Origin of the sequence: Halomarina rubra (genome assembly GCF_023699475.1) — an archaeon.
Lineage (GTDB): Archaea > Halobacteriota > Halobacteria > Halobacteriales > Haloarculaceae > Halomarina > Halomarina rubra.
This window is the reverse complement of sequence record NZ_JALXFV010000003.1, coordinates 134989-153101: the sequence shown is the minus strand read 5'-3', so window position 1 is coordinate 153101 and position 18113 is coordinate 134989. Positions and strand designations below refer to the sequence as shown.

General features: G+C 66.8%; 22 protein-coding genes. 10 read left to right on the top strand and 12 right to left on the bottom strand.

What is annotated here, in order from left to right; translation table 11 throughout:
• Window positions 1-244 precede the first annotated feature (244 nt).
• Window positions 245-2254, top strand: a complete 2010-nt coding sequence (locus M1L36_RS05985) for a hypothetical protein (RefSeq protein WP_250872815.1) — start codon at window positions 245-247, stop codon at window positions 2252-2254.
• 47 nt (window positions 2255-2301) lie between these two features.
• On the opposite strand, the gene M1L36_RS05980 is transcribed toward M1L36_RS05985, so the two are convergent.
• Window positions 2302-2742 carry a MaoC family dehydratase gene (locus M1L36_RS05980; RefSeq protein WP_250872814.1) on the bottom strand — a complete coding sequence of 147 codons (441 nt, stop codon included), beginning with the start codon at window positions 2740-2742 and terminating at the stop codon, window positions 2302-2304.
• Window positions 2743-2860: 118 nt separating this feature from the next.
• Here M1L36_RS05980 and M1L36_RS05975 point away from each other — a divergent pair, with 118 nt between their 5' ends.
• From M1L36_RS05975 to M1L36_RS05960, 4 genes are all read left to right on the top strand, one after another.
• Complete coding sequence (locus M1L36_RS05975; RefSeq protein ID WP_250872813.1) at window positions 2861-3535, top strand: DUF309 domain-containing protein; 675 nt, start codon at window positions 2861-2863, stop codon at window positions 3533-3535.
• A 75-nt stretch (window positions 3536-3610) separates the two neighbouring features.
• The gene (locus M1L36_RS05970; RefSeq protein WP_250872812.1) at window positions 3611-4015 is read left to right on the top strand and encodes a M48 family metallopeptidase; all 405 of its coding nucleotides are present in this window, start codon (window positions 3611-3613) and stop codon (window positions 4013-4015) included.
• A gap of 314 nt (window positions 4016-4329) precedes the next feature.
• Window positions 4330-4662, top strand: coding sequence for a DUF5789 family protein (locus M1L36_RS05965; RefSeq protein ID WP_250872811.1), 333 nt, complete (start codon window positions 4330-4332; stop codon window positions 4660-4662).
• A gap of 348 nt (window positions 4663-5010) precedes the next feature.
• Window positions 5011-5343 (top strand): DUF5789 family protein, encoded by a 333-nt coding sequence (locus M1L36_RS05960; protein ID WP_250872810.1) that lies wholly within the window; start codon window positions 5011-5013, stop codon window positions 5341-5343.
• A gap of 39 nt (window positions 5344-5382) precedes the next feature.
• Here the strand turns inward: M1L36_RS05960 and M1L36_RS05955 are convergent, their stop codons facing one another.
• Entirely contained in the window at window positions 5383-5811 is a 429-nt protein-coding gene (locus M1L36_RS05955) for a DUF7539 family protein (protein WP_250872809.1), read from the bottom strand.
• Window positions 5812-5956: 145 nt separating this feature from the next.
• Between M1L36_RS05955 and M1L36_RS05950 the strand changes: the two genes are divergently transcribed.
• A complete protein-coding gene (locus M1L36_RS05950) occupies window positions 5957-6139 on the top strand; it encodes a hypothetical protein (protein WP_250872808.1) in 183 nt (60 codons plus the stop codon).
• Window positions 6140-6269: 130 nt separating this feature from the next.
• On the opposite strand, the gene M1L36_RS05945 is transcribed toward M1L36_RS05950, so the two are convergent.
• Entirely contained in the window at window positions 6270-8078 is a 1809-nt protein-coding gene (locus tag M1L36_RS05945; RefSeq protein ID WP_250873444.1) for an SLC13 family permease, read from the bottom strand.
• Window positions 8079-8236: 158 nt separating this feature from the next.
• On the opposite strand from M1L36_RS05945, the gene M1L36_RS21780 reads away from it, so the two are divergent.
• Window positions 8237-8404 (top strand): DUF7987 family protein, encoded by a 168-nt coding sequence (locus tag M1L36_RS21780; RefSeq protein ID WP_465262086.1) that lies wholly within the window; start codon window positions 8237-8239, stop codon window positions 8402-8404.
• A 375-nt stretch (window positions 8405-8779) separates the two neighbouring features.
• Here M1L36_RS21780 and azf read toward each other — a convergent pair whose 3' ends face one another.
• The 3 genes from azf to M1L36_RS05930 all read right to left on the bottom strand — a co-directional run bounded on the left by azf (window position 8780) and on the right by M1L36_RS05930 (window position 11138).
• Window positions 8780-9523, bottom strand: a complete 744-nt coding sequence (gene azf, locus M1L36_RS05940; RefSeq protein ID WP_250872807.1) for an NAD-dependent glucose-6-phosphate dehydrogenase Azf — start codon at window positions 9521-9523, stop codon at window positions 8780-8782.
• 217 nt (window positions 9524-9740) lie between these two features.
• The gene (locus M1L36_RS05935; RefSeq protein WP_250872806.1) at window positions 9741-10397 is read right to left on the bottom strand and encodes an HAD family hydrolase; all 657 of its coding nucleotides are present in this window, start codon (window positions 10395-10397) and stop codon (window positions 9741-9743) included.
• A 117-nt stretch (window positions 10398-10514) separates the two neighbouring features.
• Window positions 10515-11138 carry a translation initiation factor IF-2 subunit beta gene (locus M1L36_RS05930; RefSeq protein WP_250872805.1) on the bottom strand — a complete coding sequence of 208 codons (624 nt, stop codon included), beginning with the start codon at window positions 11136-11138 and terminating at the stop codon, window positions 10515-10517.
• A gap of 159 nt (window positions 11139-11297) precedes the next feature.
• Between M1L36_RS05930 and M1L36_RS05925 the strand changes: the two genes are divergently transcribed.
• Both M1L36_RS05925 and M1L36_RS05920 read left to right on the top strand, forming a co-directional pair.
• Window positions 11298-11633, top strand: a complete 336-nt coding sequence (locus tag M1L36_RS05925; protein WP_250872804.1) for a dihydroneopterin aldolase family protein — start codon at window positions 11298-11300, stop codon at window positions 11631-11633.
• A 158-nt stretch (window positions 11634-11791) separates the two neighbouring features.
• Window positions 11792-12277 (top strand): DUF5790 family protein, encoded by a 486-nt coding sequence (locus tag M1L36_RS05920; RefSeq protein ID WP_250872803.1) that lies wholly within the window; start codon window positions 11792-11794, stop codon window positions 12275-12277.
• Between the two features lie 9 nt (window positions 12278-12286).
• Here the strand turns inward: M1L36_RS05920 and M1L36_RS05915 are convergent, their stop codons facing one another.
• Window positions 12287-13009 (bottom strand): creatininase family protein, encoded by a 723-nt coding sequence (locus M1L36_RS05915; RefSeq protein ID WP_250872802.1) that lies wholly within the window; start codon window positions 13007-13009, stop codon window positions 12287-12289.
• Window positions 13010-13141: 132 nt separating this feature from the next.
• Here M1L36_RS05915 and M1L36_RS05910 point away from each other — a divergent pair, with 132 nt between their 5' ends.
• Window positions 13142-13444 (top strand): DUF5789 family protein, encoded by a 303-nt coding sequence (locus M1L36_RS05910; RefSeq protein WP_250872801.1) that lies wholly within the window; start codon window positions 13142-13144, stop codon window positions 13442-13444.
• A 29-nt stretch (window positions 13445-13473) separates the two neighbouring features.
• On the opposite strand, the gene M1L36_RS05905 is transcribed toward M1L36_RS05910, so the two are convergent.
• The 5 genes from M1L36_RS05905 to M1L36_RS05885 all read right to left on the bottom strand — a co-directional run bounded on the left by M1L36_RS05905 (window position 13474) and on the right by M1L36_RS05885 (window position 18088).
• Window positions 13474-13677, bottom strand: a complete 204-nt coding sequence (locus tag M1L36_RS05905; RefSeq protein WP_250872800.1) for a DUF1328 domain-containing protein — start codon at window positions 13675-13677, stop codon at window positions 13474-13476.
• A complete protein-coding gene (locus M1L36_RS05900; RefSeq protein WP_250872799.1) occupies window positions 13674-13931 on the bottom strand; it encodes a DUF8593 domain-containing protein in 258 nt (85 codons plus the stop codon). The genes M1L36_RS05905 and M1L36_RS05900 overlap by 4 nt, the downstream gene beginning before the upstream one ends.
• 381 nt (window positions 13932-14312) lie before the next feature.
• A complete protein-coding gene (locus M1L36_RS05895; RefSeq protein WP_250872798.1) occupies window positions 14313-16247 on the bottom strand; it encodes an ABC transporter ATP-binding protein in 1935 nt (644 codons plus the stop codon).
• Between the two features lie 169 nt (window positions 16248-16416).
• Window positions 16417-16941: a DUF192 domain-containing protein gene (locus M1L36_RS21315; RefSeq protein WP_305794363.1), complete on the bottom strand. Its 525-nt coding sequence runs from the start codon at window positions 16939-16941 to the stop codon at window positions 16417-16419.
• A 100-nt stretch (window positions 16942-17041) separates the two neighbouring features.
• Window positions 17042-18088, bottom strand: coding sequence for a M48 family metalloprotease (locus tag M1L36_RS05885; protein ID WP_250872797.1), 1047 nt, complete (start codon window positions 18086-18088; stop codon window positions 17042-17044).
• Window positions 18089-18113 lie beyond the last annotated feature (25 nt).

Below are 18113 nucleotides of genomic sequence, written 5' to 3'. Positions count from 1 at the left end.
CGATTTGTCTCTGTCCGTCGGCTGGTTAGAACCGGCGCATCGGAAGAAGTCGAACGGAGTCGTGTCGGGTCGCATCGCACCTGTTGTCGCATCGGTGGCGTCACCCACCTCGCACCGTGTCATGCAGTCGGTCGGTCCGACATCGACGCTGAGGGTCGAAAGGGTGAATCTCTTGTGGGCACGTGACAAGGAGACGATGACTGCATGAGAACGCGCTCGCGAGCGACGTCCGGGGCGGTCGACGATGGGTGAGCGACGCCGTCGGGCGTTCCTCCAGGGGGCCGGTGCACTCGCGTGTCTCGGTCTCGGTGGGTCGCTCACGAGACCGGCGACCGAGGAGGCACACCAGCGGCCGGTCGCGGACCGACCCGTCCCCTCGACGCCGTCGACCGGCCCGAGCGAAGAGCGGCGCGACGACTTCGTCTGGCTCGCACCCGGTCTGTGGCGCGACGAGCGCCTCCGCGAGAACCTGGTCGCGTTCGCGGCGCGTCAGGACCTGGCGGTGGTGTTCTCCCAGCCGACGGTGACCGACGGGGAGGCGGTCGACCGCGTCCTCGACGCGATGGCGAGGACACGGGAGGCGGGGGCGACGCCGTGGCTGGAGACGGCCGTCCCCGAGCGACACACGCCGAAACAGCTCGTGACCGACGCGACGGCGCGCGAACGCCACCTCGACGCGCTCCGGGAGGCGGCCCGACGCTACGCCGCCATCGTCCCCGACGGGAACCTGCTCCTCTGGGAGGAAGCACCCGTCGGGGGTCGGTGGATCGCGAGCGGGAAGTGGAACGGCGCGGCCGTCGACGCGTTGCGCGAGTACGGCCCGGCGCTGTACGCCCACCAGCGGGCGGCGGTCGCCGAGGCGGCCCCCGACCTGGCCGCAGGCGTCTTCTTGCACTTCCCGTACGTCGTCGAGTCGCGCCAGCCGGGGGTGTTCGCGGGGCTGATGGACGACCTCGCCGCCCGCGACGCGCTCCCGGATTTCGTGTTCACGGACTTCTACCGCGGGTGGTACGAGAAGGACGTCGGCCCCGGTCCGGCCAACGCCGCCGTGCGGAGCCTCGTCACCAACGCCGCGCGCCACTCGCGTGGTCGGCCCGTCTACTTCCTCGGGCAGGCCCACACCGTCAACCCGCGTCACACCTCCAGCACCCAGTCGATGCGGATGGACCTGCGGGCGGCGCTCGATGCGGGCGCGAGCGGCGTCGGCTGGTACGCACGGACGGTGTACAAACAGACGCGTCGCGGGTTCGACGCGTTCGTGCCGAACGTCCCCGCGGAGTCGACGGTGCCCGAGGGTATCCTGGCGAACACGTTGACCGTCGCTCGCGACCGGTTTCACTACCCGTATCGCGCGACGCTCGCCGCGCGGGCCGACGTCGACACCACGACGCGGTTCGACCTCTGGGTCCACGCGGACGCGCCGGGCTTCCTCGGGCACCGCGTCTCGGTCCGGGGCGGAGACGGCTGGGTCCCGCTCGGGGATATCGCGGGTGCCCACCCCGCGGTCGCACCGGTCGAAGACGACGAGCACGTCTCGGTGTTCCACGCGCTCGACGGCGCTGCCCTGGTCGCCGACGGCGACCTCACGGTGCGCGTCGAGACCCGCCCGGACGCCGACGGGCGACTGCTCGGGGTGTACGCCCTCCCGTTCGACCCCGGCGTCGCGTACACCGAACGGGCGGCGACCGCGCTGGTCGGTCGTGGTCGGGTCCGACCGTTCGCGCTCGGCGCGACGACCGAGTCGGGTGTTCTCCGTCCCGGTGGCGTCCTCGAACGCACGCTACCGATGGCCGTCGCCGACCGGTTGCGCTCGGGGGCCGTCCACCGTCGGGTCCCACCGGTCGCCGACCTGCTCGCGCCGGGGACGCTCACGCACCGACGCCGACTCGCGACCGTCGAGGCCGGCGAGCGGTTCGACCGCGACGCGCGGTTCGACTGCTGGCTCCGAACGGACGGTGTGACGGACGCGGACGCGCTGTTCGAAGACCTCGGGGTGGGTGGCGAGGTCGTCACCGCCGCTGCCGGCGACGGGGCGGCGGTGTTCTGGGGCCTCCGGCGGAGCGTCCTCGGGGACGACGCGAGCGGGACGCTCGCCGACTGTCTGGGGGAGTTCGACGCGGGGACCGTCGAAGCGGCCTACGCGATGCCGTACTTCGGGAGCGAGGACCTGCGACTGCCCGCCCACGTCGGGAGCCTCCTCCGCGACTCGTCGGCAGCGGCGGCGACGTACGCGTTCGCGCACGCCGAGGAGTAGTTAGCCAACGTAAGTCTCTGGCCTCGCCTCGCTCTCTGCGCCCGCCGTCACTCCCCGCTCATCGGGTACAGCACGCGTCCGACGTACGACTGGGCGACCTCGCCGTCGGCTTTCGTCGTGGTGATGCGCGTCGGGACGACACCGATGCCCTCGCGCCACGGCTCTTTCTCCAGAATCTCGACCTCGATGGAGAGGACGTCACCGGGACGGACGGGGTTGGGCCAGCGCAACTCGTCGACCCCGACCGCGCCCATCGCCCCCGAGTCGTTGAGGATGCCGTCGACGACCAGCCGCATCGTGACGCTCGCGGTGTGCCACCCGCTGGCGACCAGGCCGCCGAACAGCGACTGCGCGGCGGCCTCCTCGTCGAGGTGGAACGGCTGGGGGTCGTACTGTTCGGCGAACGTCAGAATCTCCTCGCGGGTGACCTCGTACTCGCCGACGGTCGTGGTCGCGCCGACCTCGACCTCCTCGTAGGTTGCGAACATACCCCTCCCTCTGGTGGGGGCACCGTAAGCGTTCGTGGCACGGTCCGGGGACGCCGCTCCGAACCGGCCTCCTCGCCCCCGCCCGGGCGACTTTACGCGTGGCTCCCCACGGGCGAGCATGGACCGCACCGAGCGCCACCTGCGGGCCGGCCTCGCGCTCTACACCGCCGGGGAGTACCACGCCGCCCACGAACCGTGGGAACGTCGGTGGCTCGAACTCGGTGACGACGGTGACGACGCGGCGTCTCCCGCGCTGTCCGAGGGTGCGGACTCGCCCGACCGCCGCCTCCTGCAGGGGCTCATCCAGACGACGGCCGCCGTCTACCACGCTCGCACCGGCAACTGGCAGGGTGCGAGCGGACTCGCCGAGAGCGCCCAGGGCTACCTCGGCGGCCTCGGCGAGTCCCACCGCGGGGTCGCCCTCGACTCGGTCCGGGAGTACCTCCGGACGGTCGCGGTCACTCCCGAAGCCGCAGAGCGCGACGCGCCGGTCGCCATCACCCTCGACGGCGAGTCCGTCGACGCGACGACCGAGGCGTTCGAGACGGTCGTCCTCGCCGTCGAAGCGGTCGTCGAGGAGTACGACCTCGACGCCGACACCGTGGAGTCGGCGGTCGCGTACGCCCGCGAGGACCTCAACGCCGGCCGGGCGAGCAGTCCGTTCGTCGCACTGCTCGTCGACCTCGTCGGCGGGGGCAACCGCCCCCTCGTCGTGAAACGCCTCGGTGACCACGTCGCACGCCACGACCACCGCACGGCCGGCATCGAAGGGCTGTTCGACCCCGAGGAGTGAGTGTCGCCGCCACTCTTATCCTATTGGAATAATCTCTCACTTTCGAATACGCCGCGCCGCACGTTCCAGGTGCGGATGCTGCTGGGTCAGAGCGTCGCCTCCATCGTCGGCATCGTCGGCATCGTCGTGTTCTGGGTCGTCGCGCTCGCCAACGACAGCTTCGTCGTCACCATCCTCGGCTGGATTCTCAGCTCCGTCGTCCAGGCGGTCGTGATGGTGTTCGTCCTCGCCATCTCCCGCTCCCGCGAGTACGTCGCCGACGAGGACGCCGCCGCCTACACGAACGACCCCGAAGCGCTCGGCCGTGCGCTGGCGAAGATCGCCTCCGTGGGTCGTCACGAGCAAGCCCCCGACGTCGATGGGTCGGTCGGCGCGCTCTGCATCTTCGGTGGAAAACGCGGCCTGCTGGCGACGCTGTTCGCCAGCCACCCACAGACCGAGAAGCGTATCGAGCGACTGGCACCGCACCTGCTGGAGTAGTTGCCGTTCGACACCGTCATCTGGCCTTTCTTTCATGCCGAGTCGTCGTGACTCAGCTGTTAGACACGTGCCGCGAGTGTTTCAGCGTGGGTAGCCAGTCTCCCCGAAAACCAATGTCGGCAAATCATAATCGAGTAGACATCGGTTCATCACCTCTGGACCACCCTACTGTGTTACCACCAAGTGCTCTAAGCGACATACGATCTGAGTTCACCAGCAGTCACTGAGGATAAATCGGCTCGAGGTGGGGGTCGGGAAGAGAAACTAACCGAGACGGCCACACCGTTATCCGACTCCACCTCCCAGAGTTAAGGATGGGAGATAACAAACGGGGCCGAGAGAAACAAGCGGATGACGAGGAACGACGCCAGCAAGAGCGGGAAGTAGAAGAAGCCCGTAGCCGTGCCGATGAAGCCGAACCGTTGCGCGACGACCCCACTGGGCAGCTCGGTGACCTCGATGAAGCACTCGAGAACCACGCATACCCCTCTACGACGAACGAGTTGGTCGAGCGATACGGCGGCTACGACGTCGAAACGCAGAACGGGGAGGCGTCGCTCGAGGAGGTGTTCGCCTCGACAGACGACCAGACGTACTACTCCGCCGACGACGTTCGAAGCCGGGTCCTAGGACTAATCCATCGTTGATCGGTTCCCCCTTCGTGCTCCCTCCGCCGACCGAACCCTCTCACAACCATGTAAATGGAGCGCAGTCGCTCACGGCAGGTCGACGAATGCCCACCGCGATTTTCCCGTCCCTGACCGGACGTGGTGCAGCGATAGACTCACGCGCGATAACTGAACAACCCCGGAAATCGCCGCCAGAGAGTCCCCTCACACCAACTCGGAGTGGCGCAGTTGTGAGTGCCGTACTGTGGGTCTCTCGGCGAAACTCGATTGAATCGGGGTGGTCCACATCGGCGGTCAGTCGGATGTGAGGGAGTTACTCCGAGAACCGCCTAGACCGTTATTCAAGTCGAGCCCGTATTGAGCAGAATGACCAAAGGCAAACGACAACGAGACCGACGAGCGGGCGATGATGACCAACGCCAGCCAAATCGGGACCGAGAGGAGGTGCGTGATTACGCCCACGAAGACAAAGCGATGCCCGGCGACTCGAAAGGGCGGCTTGGTAACTTAGATGACGCACTCGACACGCAGGAGTATCCAGTTACGACGAACGAGTTGGTCGAAGTCCACGGCGACCACGCAGTCGAAACGCAGGACGGGATGAAATCTCTCAGAGAAATACTCGCCCCGACGGACGACCAAACGTACGTCTCCGCCGACGACGTTCGGAATCGGATTCTGGGACTGATACACCGCTGAGCAATCGCATCCGTCGTCCCCATCCCTGTCGAGACTCGATTAGTGACGCGTTTGGCGGACGAACTCGTCGAGTTCTACTTCGACGAGCGTCGCAACCCGTTCGCTGTACCGCCAGAGCGCTGCGTTGAGTCGCTCTTCGGTCTCGTCGTCGAGTCCGCCCTGCCCGCGAAGGACAGTGTCTCTGGTGATCTGTGGGTGGTAGACACAGACCACTCCAAGGGAGGTATCAGTACTCGATGTACCAGCCGTGTGGATCCCGTACTGGTCCGTTCCCCAGACACCATCACCGCCGTTGCGCTCCAGTTCGGAGTCGAGGGCGTCAAGTTGTCGGAGTTCCTCCTCGGTGAGGATGGGATCGTCACCTTCGAACAGTTCAGCGTATGCCTCGTTCCGGGCGTTTCTCGTCCACTGTTCCATCTGGGAGCGCGCACGAAGGACGAGTTGACGCTCGTCTGGAAATTCTGCCATAGTGTCGGAAGGCTGGCCAGGCCAATCAACGTTCGTACGGTGACGCAGAGCAAGAACACCCCAGTTGGCGTGCAGAACGCCCCTGTTCACTACTCATCCCAGTGTAGACCGCTTTGTTATACACGTCGGGCACTCACTTCCCAGTATGGCAACAATTGTCTACCAGGGCGTCGAAGGCACAGTCTCAGAAGAGGTCGACGACGACCAGCTGAACTATCGAGAAGACCACTGGCAGGTCCACCACGGCGACGACGAGTATACGTACATTCCGAGGGAGCGAGTCCATCTGGTGACGATGAACGACCCTCACTTCATAACGGAGCAGTGAGGCGAACGACGACGAGAACACGAGCGGCCCGAGTTCGGGACACCTTCGCCCCTGTCAGCCGGACTCGGTTTGACACACGACCGTTCGTGGCCGTCCGTGGGCAGTTTCGCTAACTGTGCTACCCCCTGCATCACGCGCTGAGGCCCCAGAAGAACGCAATTCCGAGGACGGTGACTATCGACAGCAGGAACTGTAAGGGAGCACCGACGCGGATGAAATCCGAGAATCGATAGCCACCAGGCCCGTAGACGAACAGGTTCGTCTGATAGCCGACGGGCGTCATGAACGCCGTTGAGGCGGCGAACGTCACGGCGAGGACGAACGCGAAGGCGCTTGCGTCGATGGACTGAGCCGCACTGGCCGCGACGGGAATCATCAACACGACGCTCGCGTTGTTGCTGATGACGCTCGTCAACAGGCCGGTCGCGACGTAGAACACCCAGAGAACCCCGATGACTGGCAAGAACGCCGCTGTCGAGGCGACGGCATCCCCGAGCAGTGCCGCAGCGCCCGTCTGCTGGAGGGCGATTCCGAGCGGGATGACACCAGCGAGGAGGAAGATGACGTTCCACTCGACCGACGAGTAGAGTTCGGTCGGTTTCAGGACGCCGGTGAAGACCATCGCGACGACCCCTGCTAGCGCGGAGACGACGATAGGCAGGACGTTCAGCGCCGGGAGTGCGACGACCCCGACGATGATCGCCACTGCGAACGGGATCTTCTCGCTCCGGTAGGTCACCTCGTCGAACTCGTGGGCGACGATGAAGTCCTCGTTCTCGACAAGTCGGGTGAGACTGTCGGGTGGGGCCTGCACCAGGAGTGTGTCACCGACCCGGATACGGATGTCCTCGAATCGGTCTCGGACGACGTCTCCACGGGTCCGGAAGGCGAGGACGTTCGCGTCGTAGCGCTGTCGGAAGGCCGAACTCGTGAGAGTTTCGCCGACCAGAAACGACCCCGAGGGGATGACGACCTCGACGAGAACCGGTTCTTCCTCCCCCGGATGGAGGTCGTCTTCGCTCCGTGGACTGCCCGACAGGGCGAGCCCTTCCGTATCCATGATCTGTTCGAGCGTCTCCCGGTTCGTCCTGAGTCGGAGCGTGTCGCCCTCCCGGATCTCTTTTCGCGCGAGCGGTTCGGAGAAGCGCTCACCGTAGCGAATCAGCTGCAGCACGTCGATGTCGAGGTCGTCGTCTCCGAGTGCCTCTCCGACGGTCTGCCCGATGAGCGAGGAGTTCGCGGGGACGCTGACGTCCGCGAGGTACTCCTGCAGGGCGTACTCCTCGACGAGGTCCTCGTTTGCGGCGATCCGTCTCGGGAGGAGTCGAACACCGACGGTCATCAGGTAGAGGCTCCCCACCGCGAAGACGACGACACCGAGTTGGGTGAACTCGAACATGCCGAACGCCTGGAGCTCGAGTTCCGGTGACTCCGCTCCGAGTTGGGCGGCGATATCGCTCGCGAGGATGTTGGTGGAGGTGCCGATGAGCGTCAGCGTCCCCCCGAGCATCGAGGCGAACGAGAGCGGCATGAGGAGTTTCGACGGCGAGGTCTTGCCGTTATGTGCGAGGTCGTTGATGACCGGGACGAGGATGGCGACGACCGGCGTGTTGTTGATGAGTCCCGAGATGGGACCGGTGATGCCGATGGTCGCTGCGAGTTGCTTGGGCCGACTGCTGCCAGCGAACGCAGCCATCTTCCGACCGAGCAGTTGGACGATGCCGGTCCGGTTGATACCCGTGCTCAGAATGAGCATCGCCAGCACCGTGATGGTCGCCGGACTCGCGAACCCCGAGATGCCCTCCCGCGCAGAGATCTGTGTCCAGGGTTCGAGCACCATCAACAGCACCATCACGAAGATGGCGGTGACGTCGATAGGGAACCACTCGGTCGCGAACAGCACGAGTGCGACGAGAATGAGGACGAAGACGACGAGCATGTCGACAGTCACCGCCGAGACCAGACCCTGGTCTGCCAACGGGGCAAGAAAAGAGGACATAGTAAACGAAGACGCCTACAGGGGAAAAGGACTGGTATTGGCTCGCAGTGTCAATTCCGTAGCCCAAAGGTAGAATTCAGAGCTTCGACTCGCACCCGTTGTTGGGCATTGAGACGAAGATTGCGATTACGTTCGTGTGTCTCGGCCTTACAGCGTGGTGCCCAGCAACGGAGTCCGCTAATAGCGAGGCGTTGGTACTCGTGGCGGTGTTCGGTGTCGGTTTCGTGCTTCCAACGCTGTTCAACGGAATCTGGCGTCACTCGTGAGGGGGGTGGTAGACTCACGCTCTCTGTCTAACAAAACCAGCAAGCATTGCGAAGTCTTGTTCCCTGACGTTTCCAAAGCCTCTCGGTGAGCTTCATTCTCACCGACACAGTGACTCAAAGGCAAGACAAGCCGTCCTACAAACCCCGGCTACAACTCTTCGAGATACCCCCATCGCTGCTCCACCTCACTCCTCCGACCGCCGGTCACAGTGTGCCTCAAGCTTGTCGGCACCGTAAGGGTCAGATTCCCATGCAACACCCTACGGGTGAACCGACGGAAGACAGCGACCACCCTCTATGGTGTGTAGGGCTACGAAACACGACCCTCGAAGATCAGAGTTGGATACGCTGGCTCGGTCTCTGTAAAATGACCGCTCAGTCGTCGTGATCGGCGGAGTTGTCCTGCGGTTGATAACCCAACACGTCACGCGCTCGGTCGATGGAGTAGTACTTGCGGTCGTTGTCGGAGATGCCGTAGACGATCTCGTAGCCGTAGTCGGCGCGGATACAGCGGTCGAACAGGTGTGCGCAGTCACGGTAGGAGAGCCACATCGCCTGGCCGCGTTCGTAGTCGATGGGCGGGTGGCCCTTCGTCAGGTTGCCGATACGGATGTTGACCACCGAGAGACCGTGCATGTCGTGGTAGTAGCGGCCGAGGGTCTCGCCGGCGGCCTTCGAGACGCCGTAGACGTTCTTCGGGCGGGGGAGTTCGGTGCCGTCGAGGCGGTAGTCGCTCCCGGTGCGGTAGATGTGGGGTTTGCGGTCGGTCTCGTACGCGCCGACGGCGTGGTTCGAGGAGGCGAACACGACCTTCTCGACGCCGCTCTCGACGGCGGCCTGGTAGACGGCGTGGGTGCCGTCGATGTTGTTGGTGAGCACGGAGTCCCATGGGGCTTCGGGACGGGGGTCGCCCGCGAGGTGGAGGACGACGTCGATGTCCTCCGTCGCGGTCTGGAGGGCGGCCTCGTCGGTGATGTCGGCGACGTAGTACTCGTAGTCGGCGAGGTCGCCGGTCGGTGGGTCACGGTCGAGCAGTCGCCACTCGTGGTCCTCGCCGATACCGCCGAGGATGGCGGTGCCGACCCGCCCGGCCGCCCCCGTGAGTAAGACCCGCGCCATGTACTGAACGAGTGGCGTCTGGGTGTGATGAAAGGCGCGGTTCCACGGAGCGAGTGAGCGAAGCGACCGAGCGACGTGGAATCAGTGAGACGAACGCAGTGAGTCTCACGCGATTCTCCTGAGAGAGCAGAGCGACCGAAGGAGAGCTAACGAAACGAGCGAAGCGAGTTTCGTGCGGTTCTGTGGAGCGAGCGCAGTGAGCGAGAGCCAGCGACACTCACTCGCCGTCCAGCAGGCCGAGCACCGTCTCGCGGAGGTCGCCGGGCGTCTCGGCGAGGACGTCGACGCCGTCGATGGCCGGCACGGTCTCGCTGCGTTTGAACCGGACGACGGTCGCGCCCGCGGTCGCCGCGGCACGGACGCCGGCGACGGAGTCCTCGACGACGACGCAGTCGGCGGGGTCGACGCCGAGGTCCGCCGCCGCTCGCTCGTAGATGCCGGGGGCGGGTTTGCCGGGGCCGTCGAGGTCCTCGGCACTGACGACGGTGTCGAGCGGTCCGAGGTCGAAGCGGTCGACGACGGTCCGAATCCAGTCGTGGGGCGCGGAGGAGACGATGGCGAGTCGCAGGTCACGCGCTCGAATCTCGTCGAACAGGTCGTGGATGCCCGGCGTCAGTTCGACGGTCTCTCCGTAGACCTCGACCGACGCTTCGTCGAACCGGGCGGCGTAGTGGTCGACGGACTCGGGGAGGCCGTACCGCTCAGCGATTTCGGCGAGGCTCTCGCGGTAGTTACGCCCCGTCACCTCGTCGAGCGAGGGGGTGCCGCGTTCGGCGTCGGCGAACACCTCCTCGCGCCAGAAGCGGTTCCAGTGGGGTTCGGAGTCGACGAGGACGCCGTCCATGTCGAACAGCACCGCGTGGAATCGGCTCACGACCGAGTCTACCGGCCGAACGTCGAAGGTCGTTCCGGCCGCTCGCGTGACTCGGCGCGTGAGAAATCGAGAGAACCGTCGGTTCGCAGACCGCAGACGCGTTCGACCGGTGCGTGCTCAGTCCTGCTTGGACTCGAGACGAGCGAACGCGAGCGACCCGGAGACGTTGTTGATGTACGCCTCGACGATGTCGCCCTCCTGTGCGCCGGGGACGAAGACGGTGTACTCGCCGCGTTCGGCGACGCCGTCGCCCTTGCGGCCCGTCGAGGTGATCTCGAGGGTGTAGGTCTGGCCCTCCTCGATGGCGTCGCGCTGCTGTTGTTGCTGGCTGGAGCGGCGCTGTTTCGAGACGGGGCGGAACGCACCACAGGCGTCACAGCGCAGCATCGGCGTGCGGTCCTCGGTGACGAGGCGGGTGTCGGGGAGGCCACACTCCCCGCAGATGACGTACGTCTCGACGTACGCCTCGATGGCGGCGTCGAAGTCAGAGCCGCTGAACGACCCGTTGTAGCGACCGACGCCCTCCTCGAGTTTGCCGTTGGTCCCGAGTTCGCGCTGGACGAACCGGTGGACGTGCTCGGTCTCTCGGGAGAGCGTGTCGGCGACGTCGTCGAGGTTGGTCAGTCGGGTGAACGCGCCGTCCTTCTGGGCCTGCGCGTCGGGGACGGAGAGGCGCTCGCCGCTGGAGTCGATGTCCGGGACGTTCTCCATCGCCCGGTCGAGTGATGACTCGTAGTCCATGGGGGAGGAAAGTGATTCGGACCTAAACCGGTTGCGTGTTGGACGTTGGCGTATCGACCGGCCGTTTCGGCGGCAGGTTCCCGCTCGCGCCGCTTCCTCGCCAGCGCCCCGTGCGGCGCGACTCGTCGGTCTTTTACCGCGAGCGACGAATCCCCGTTCATGGACCCCACGGACGCCGAAGCCGCCTGTTTCGAGGCGGGCATCAAGTTCGGCACGCTGTACCACCAGTTCGCCGGCACGCCCGTCAGCCCCGCCAGTGCCGACAGCCTCGCGGTGGCGATGGAGGAGGCCATCGAGAACCAGCCGTTCTGTGCGGACTGTTCGGTCGACATCCTCGCCGACGAACTCGACACGACCCACGACTACACCGAACTGACGGGCGAGTACATGGAGGTCCGGATGCGCATCGAGTACGAGGACCAGGTCGTCCACACCGAGATGGCGATGGAAGAGGGCTACCCGCTGATGCGGGTCGTCGACGTCGTCGAACGGTAGGGGGCGACGGAGCGCGTCCGTGACGGCGTGGCCTCGCGACGTCGCGGCAATCGACGACGGCCGGCGAACCGTGGACGGGGTCGAACCGGTTCGAGACGGCGGGTTTCACTTTCAGTTTCGGGCGGGTATTTATACAGGCCGCTAGCAAACCCCGTGCCATGAGCCAGTCCGCTCTCGACGACGACGAACTGTTCGGCGAGGCCGCAAGCGAGATGCGCGCCGACGTCGAGAAACACCTCGACGCCGCCCGCGCGGAACTCCCCGCCCCCGAGGCCATCTGGGACGTCGAAGCCGAGAACACCCTCGGCGTGCTCAACGCCCTCCGTGGTGCGCTCGACGTGGGCGACGCCGAACAGCACCTCCGAGACGCCCGCAAGTGGTACACGATGGGCCAGCGCGCCGACGCGTTCGAGGACGCCGAGGACCTGGAGGAGGACCTGGAGTCGCTCACCGAGGTGATGGAGGAGATCGTCGCCGCCCGCGAGCAGGTCGGCGACCTCGCGAGCACCATCCCGCCGCTGCGCGGTCAGCTCGAAGACCTGCACGAGGAGAGCGAGGCGACTGACGACGAGAGCGACGCCGACGAGGAAGCGGACGCCGAGGACGCGGAGGCGGACGACGCCGACGAGGAAGACGAGGAGTAACCGACCGACTCAGCGCTCGTCCATCGCCGCCAGCAGTTCACACAGCGCCCCCGCCGCCCCGCTCAGGAGCGCCTCGCCGTCGCTGTCGTCGCCCGCGTCCGGGTCGCCGACGACGCCGTTCTCGGTGAACGCGTCGGTGTCGTACGCGAGGTTGACACCCGCGACCCACTCGCCCCAGCGGTCGGCGGCCTCGCTCCGGGCGTCCGCGACGCGCTCTTCTCGGACCAACTCGGGGACGACGTGTCTGAGGAGTGCGGTCTCTCTCGCCCCGGCGTGGCCCATCGGGAGGTCGCTCGACACCGCGTCGAACCAGGTGAACGGCAGGGTGTAGGCCACGTCGTCGCGGGTGAGTCGCCCGCAGACTTCCCGCAGGGCGGCGACGTTCCCGCCGTGCCCGTTGACGACGACCACGTCCTCGACCCCGTGGTGGGCGAGGCTCTCGACGACCTCGGCGACGTACGCGCGGAAGGTGTCCTCGCTCACCCAGAGCGTCCCGGCGAACCCGCGGTGTTCCTCGGAGACGCCGACGGGAATCGTGGGAGCGACGACCACCGCCTCGTCGGCCTGTTCTTCGTAGCGTTCGGCGGCCGTCTCTGCGACGGCGGCGGCCGCGAGGTGGTCGGTCCCCAGCGGGGCGTGCGGGCCGTGTTGTTCGGTGCTCCCGACGGGGAGCAGCGCCAGCGTCGGGGCGCTGGCTGCAACGTCCGTCCAGGTGCGGGCGGCGAGGTCCATACGCTTCGCTCCGCGCGAGACGCCTTCAATCGGGTGGGCGACCCGGTCCGGTGACTCCCGTCTCCCTCGCACCACCACGGCCGGAACGGGCAGGCCACAGCGCTTTGAGGTGGGCGCGTCTCGGAGCGAGCGATGAGCGACGACCGCACCCACGGGGTGACGTTCGAGGACTTCGACCCCGAAGACGTCGACTACCCCGTCTCGACCGACGAACTGACCGAGGAGTACGGCGACGCGACCCTCGACCTGCAGGAGGGCGAGATGACCCTCGGCGAGGTGCTTGAGGGCTACGAGGACGACGAGATTCGGGACGCTGAGGCGCTCCGCGAGGCCGTGATGACGATGCTCCCCGAGGATGCCATCGGGCGCGAGGACTACTCCGACCGCGGCACCGAGGAGGGCAGCGGGCAGGAGGCGGACGAGGAGTCGCTGTAAGTCGGTCGAGAAATCGGTGGGCGCGTCCCTCAGAGGAGGAACGCGAGGACGGCGAGGACGATGAACACGAGGACGAGCAGCCGCGCCGCCCCCATCGACAGTCCCGCCACGCCGCGGAACCCGAACAGGCCCGCGACGATGGCGACGACGAGGAAGACGACGGCGAGCCACAGGAACTCCCCGGTCCCGCCGAGTTGCGCGAGGACGCCGCCGAGACTGGTCAGGGCGGTCACTGCGACCAGCTCGTGCCACCGACCTGAATCGTGTCCTCGGTGATGCCGCTCACGTCGTCCGCGGTGAGGACGTACGTCTCTCGTTCGGTCGCGTCCCAGCCGAGTTGCTCCAGCAACTCGGGGCTGATGGCCTCGTGGGGGGCGACCGTCGCCGTGGTCTCGTCCGTCTCGGTCACGGTGCCGACGACGTCGCCGGCTGCCGTTACGACCTCTTTCCCTGTGTCCTCCGGAGAGAACGTTAGCTCTGGGTCCATGGATGTCTCCTGGTTCGGCTCGGGGACTGCCGGAGGTGAGCCTCAAAATCGGCCGAGTTGCTCCGCGAGTCGTACACTCTGTTTCGCCGCCGAGGAGATGAACGTGCGCCCGGCAGACTGCGACTGGGAGCCAGAGGGTCGTGACGAAGCCCGCCGTTCGTCGGTCGTTTCTTCGACACCTCGGCGAGACGGGCCGTGGTGAACGTCCGCGCGAGCGAAGCGAGCGCGGTTCACCGGGAGGAGCGCGACGCGCTCCGAGCGGCCTTTTTCATCGACGGTTTTCGAGGAGCGGGTCGCGCGGATTGCGGGCCGTTGGCCCGCGACCGCATGCCGTGGCGGCTTCGCCGCCACGTGAAGCGACCCCGACGAAGAAAACGGTCGTTAGTCGTCGTCGCCGCTCGTCCGTGCCTGTCGGCGCTGGGCGCGCTCGATGAACTCCTCGGGGAGTTCGTCTATCTCGCCGGCCTGCACGCCCCAGAGGTGGGCGTAGAGGTCGTCGTTGCCGAGCAGTTCCTCGTGGCTGCCCCGTTCGGCTATCGTCCCGTCTTCGAGGACGACGATCTGGTCGGCGTCCTTGATGGTCGAGAGGCGATGGGCGATGCTGAAGGTGGTACGGTTCTCGGTCAGACGGTCGAGCGAGCGCTGGATGAGCATCTCCGTCTCGGTGTCGACGTCGCTGGTGGCCTCGTCGAGGACGAGTATCTCGGGGTCCTTGAGGATGGCCCGCGCGATTGAGAGGCGCTGGCGCTGGCCCCCCGAGAGCTTGACGCCGCGTTCGCCGACCTCGGTGTCGTAGCCCTCCGGGAGGTTCTCGATGAACTCGTGGGCCTCGGCGGCCTCGGCGGCCTCGACGACCTCCTCGCGGCTGGCGTCGAACGTCCCGTAGGCGATGTTCTCCTCGACGCTCCCGTAGAACAGGAACGTGTCCTGGCTGACGTAGCCGATGTTCTGCCGGAGGCTCGGGATGGTGACGTCGCGGAGGTCCTGGTCGTCGATGGTGATGGCTCCCTCGTCGACGTCGTACATCCGGAGCAGGAGTTTCAGGACCGTGGACTTCCCCGCACCGGTCGGGCCGACGAGCGCGAGCGTCTCGCCGCCGTCGACGTGGAACGAGACGTCCTCGACGATGGTCTCGTCCTCGTCGTAGCCGAACGTCACGTCGTCGTAGACGACCTCGCCGTCGCCGACGACCAACTCGTCGGCGTCGGGGTCCTCGACGATGCGCGAGGGTTCGTCCATCAGCCCGAAGATGCGCGAACTGGAGGCGTAGGCGCGCTGGTACATGTTGATGATCTGGCCGAACTGCGCCATCGGCCAGATGAACCGCTGGGTGAACAGCACGAACCCGACGAACTCGCCGGAGCTCAGACTGCCCGAGAATATCCACGGGGCCGCGCCGGTCTGCTCGTAGGTGAGCACCCACCAGCCACCGACGAGGAACGTGCTGACGAAGCCGATGCCGGCCATCACCCTGAGGCTGGGGAAGAACTTGATACGGGTGCCGATGGCGTCCCAGTTGGCGTCGAAGTAGTCCTGAGACACGTCGTCGACGCGGTCGGACTCGAAGTTCTCGGTGTTCGAGGTCTTGATGACCTGCACCCCGCCGAGGTTGTTCTCCAGCCGGGAGTTCATGTTCCCGACCGACGAGCGGACGTCGGCGTACTTCGGCTGGATGGCCTGGATGAACTTGTAGGTGAAGAAGCCGATGAGGGGCACCACCGAGAGCGTGATGACTGCGAGCTGCCAGTTCCAGTACAGCAGGATGCCGGCGATGCCGACGACCATCACGCCGAGTCGGAACGCCGAGTTCATCCCGTCGTTGAGGAACCGTTCGAGGCGGTTGACGTCGTTCGAGAGGATGGACATCATCTCGCCGGTCTGTTTCTCGGCGAAGAAGTCCATGTTCAACCGCTGCATCTTGTCGTAGGTGTCGGTACGGACGTCGTGTTGGATGTGCTGTGCGAAGGAGTTCCACCCCCAGTTTCGGGTCCAGTGGAACGCCGCACCGCCGAAGAACGCCGCGGCGATGAGACCGACCGAGAGGAGCAGTTGGCCCTGTTCGGTGGCCGGTATCCACGACTGCGGGACGAACAGCAGCGAGAACGCGCGGGTGTCGTTGAAGATGGAGTCGATGGCGACCGTGAGGAGGACGATGGGGAGCAAGTCGAGGACGCGGGCCGTGATACTGGAGAGGAGGCCCACGACGAACGCGAAGCGGTTCTCCGCGCCGTACTCGAAGAAGAGGCGACGCATCGGGTTCTCCGCGTTCTCCCGTTGTTCCTCGAACGGGTCGTCGTCGTCTGCGGTGATGCCCATTGGAAACTGAATAGTTGTTCAGGACTGAAAAGGGTTGGCAAACCGAACGACAGCACTTCGTTCGACCCGTGTTGACACGGGCCAGCGCCGCTCGGCGGTCGGCGGCTGGAGTGTCGAACTGTCGGCGGCTATCAGCGCCGGACCACCGGACCGTCGCCCTCGCGCCCGCTCACCGCGCGCAGGTCGTCTCGTAGCCCGCCGCGTCCAGACAGTCGCCCACTTCCACGCCGTGGCGCGTCGTCCACTCGGCGGGGAGTTCGAGGACGTACCGGCCCGTCCCGCCGTACCGGAGGGTGTCGCCGTCGACGCCCTCTGCGGGTGCCTCGGCGTGGTGAATCGCGGTGACCGTGCCGTTCGCGCCGACGAACACGATGTCGATGTCGAACGACATCCCGCGCATGACGAACGTCCGCGAGGCGGTGTCGTCGTGGACGAACCACATCCCTTCGTCCGCGCTCAGGTTCTCGGTGTAGCTCAGCCCCGCGTAACGTTTCACGCGGTCGTCGGCGACCCGGACCTCGACGCTGCCGAGGCGCTCGCCGCCGTCGTCGTAGGCGGTGACGGTCGTCCGCTCGTAGTCGGAGGGGGGGCCGACCACGGCGAGCGACAGCGCGGGGTAGAGGGCGTAGGCGGCGACGGCGAGGGCGGCGAGGACCACCGCCGCGAGGACGGCCGCCGCCCGGCGATTGCTCATGGCGAAACCAGGCGACTGTGGCGGGTAAGCGTTCCGTCGGCGGGAGTCGACCCCGGCAGTGCGGAGCGACCGGGCGGACCGCGTGCGCTCGGGCCGACGCTCACCGCCGGTCGACCGCCGCCGACAGCTCCTTCAGGCGTTCGACGCGGGCGGCCGTCGTGGGGTGGGTCGTCGTCGCGGCGTCGGTCGCCTCGCCGCCGAACCCGTGGGGGAGCAAGCAGAGCCCCTCGACGGCGACCGCACGGGCGTCGCCGGTCGGCGTCTCGACCGCGTCAAGCGTCCGGAGCGCACCGGCGAGGGCGGCCGGACTCCCGACGGCGAGCGCACCCGCTCGGTCCGCCGAGAACTCCCGGTCGTGGGCGAGGCGTTCGCTGAGGTAGACGACCGGCGCGGCCGCCAGTCCGAGCAGGACGCCACCGAACAGGACGACGAACCCAGTGAGGACGGCGGCCCCGGCGAGCGACCCACCGGGCGCACCGGTGGCCGACGCCGCGACCGCACCGACGCCGACCAGCGCGGTGATGACGAGGAACGTCGCCGACCGCGAGAGTCCACGGGGAGTGACGGCGTCCAGTAGCGAGTACTCGCCGCGGGCGACCGCGGGGAGGAACGACGCGAGCGTCATCACCGCCGCGTCGCGGTTCTTCACGTGGGCGAGTTCGTGGGCCAACACGGCGTCGAGTTGTGCGTCGTCGAGCGCGTCGAGCAGCCCCGTCGAGACGACGACGGTCGACTCGCGGGGCCCACCGACGGCGAAGCTGTTGGGTGTCTCGCTGTCGACGACGGCGAGACGGGGGACGCGCACGTCGGCCTGTGCGGCCAGTCGGGTGAGTCGCGCGTGGAGGGCGGGGCGGTCACGCGGGCCGACGACCGTGGCGTCGACGGCCGCCAGCGTCTTGCGCCGAGTGTAGCGGACCTGGAGCCAGACGAACGCGGCCAGCGCCGGGAGACCGAGCGCCAGCCACGCGAGCGCCGGCGGCACCGTGACGCCGAGTACGGTTCCGAGCGCACCCCCGAGCGGTGCGAGCCACGGCCGGACGAGCAGGGCGAGGACGCTGACGGTGAGGGCGTCGACGACGAGGACGGCGGCGAGCGTCGTCACCATCCGTCGCGTGAGCGCTCGGTCGCGGGGTGGGAGGGCTGACATGCAGGAATCTTCGGACGCGAAACTG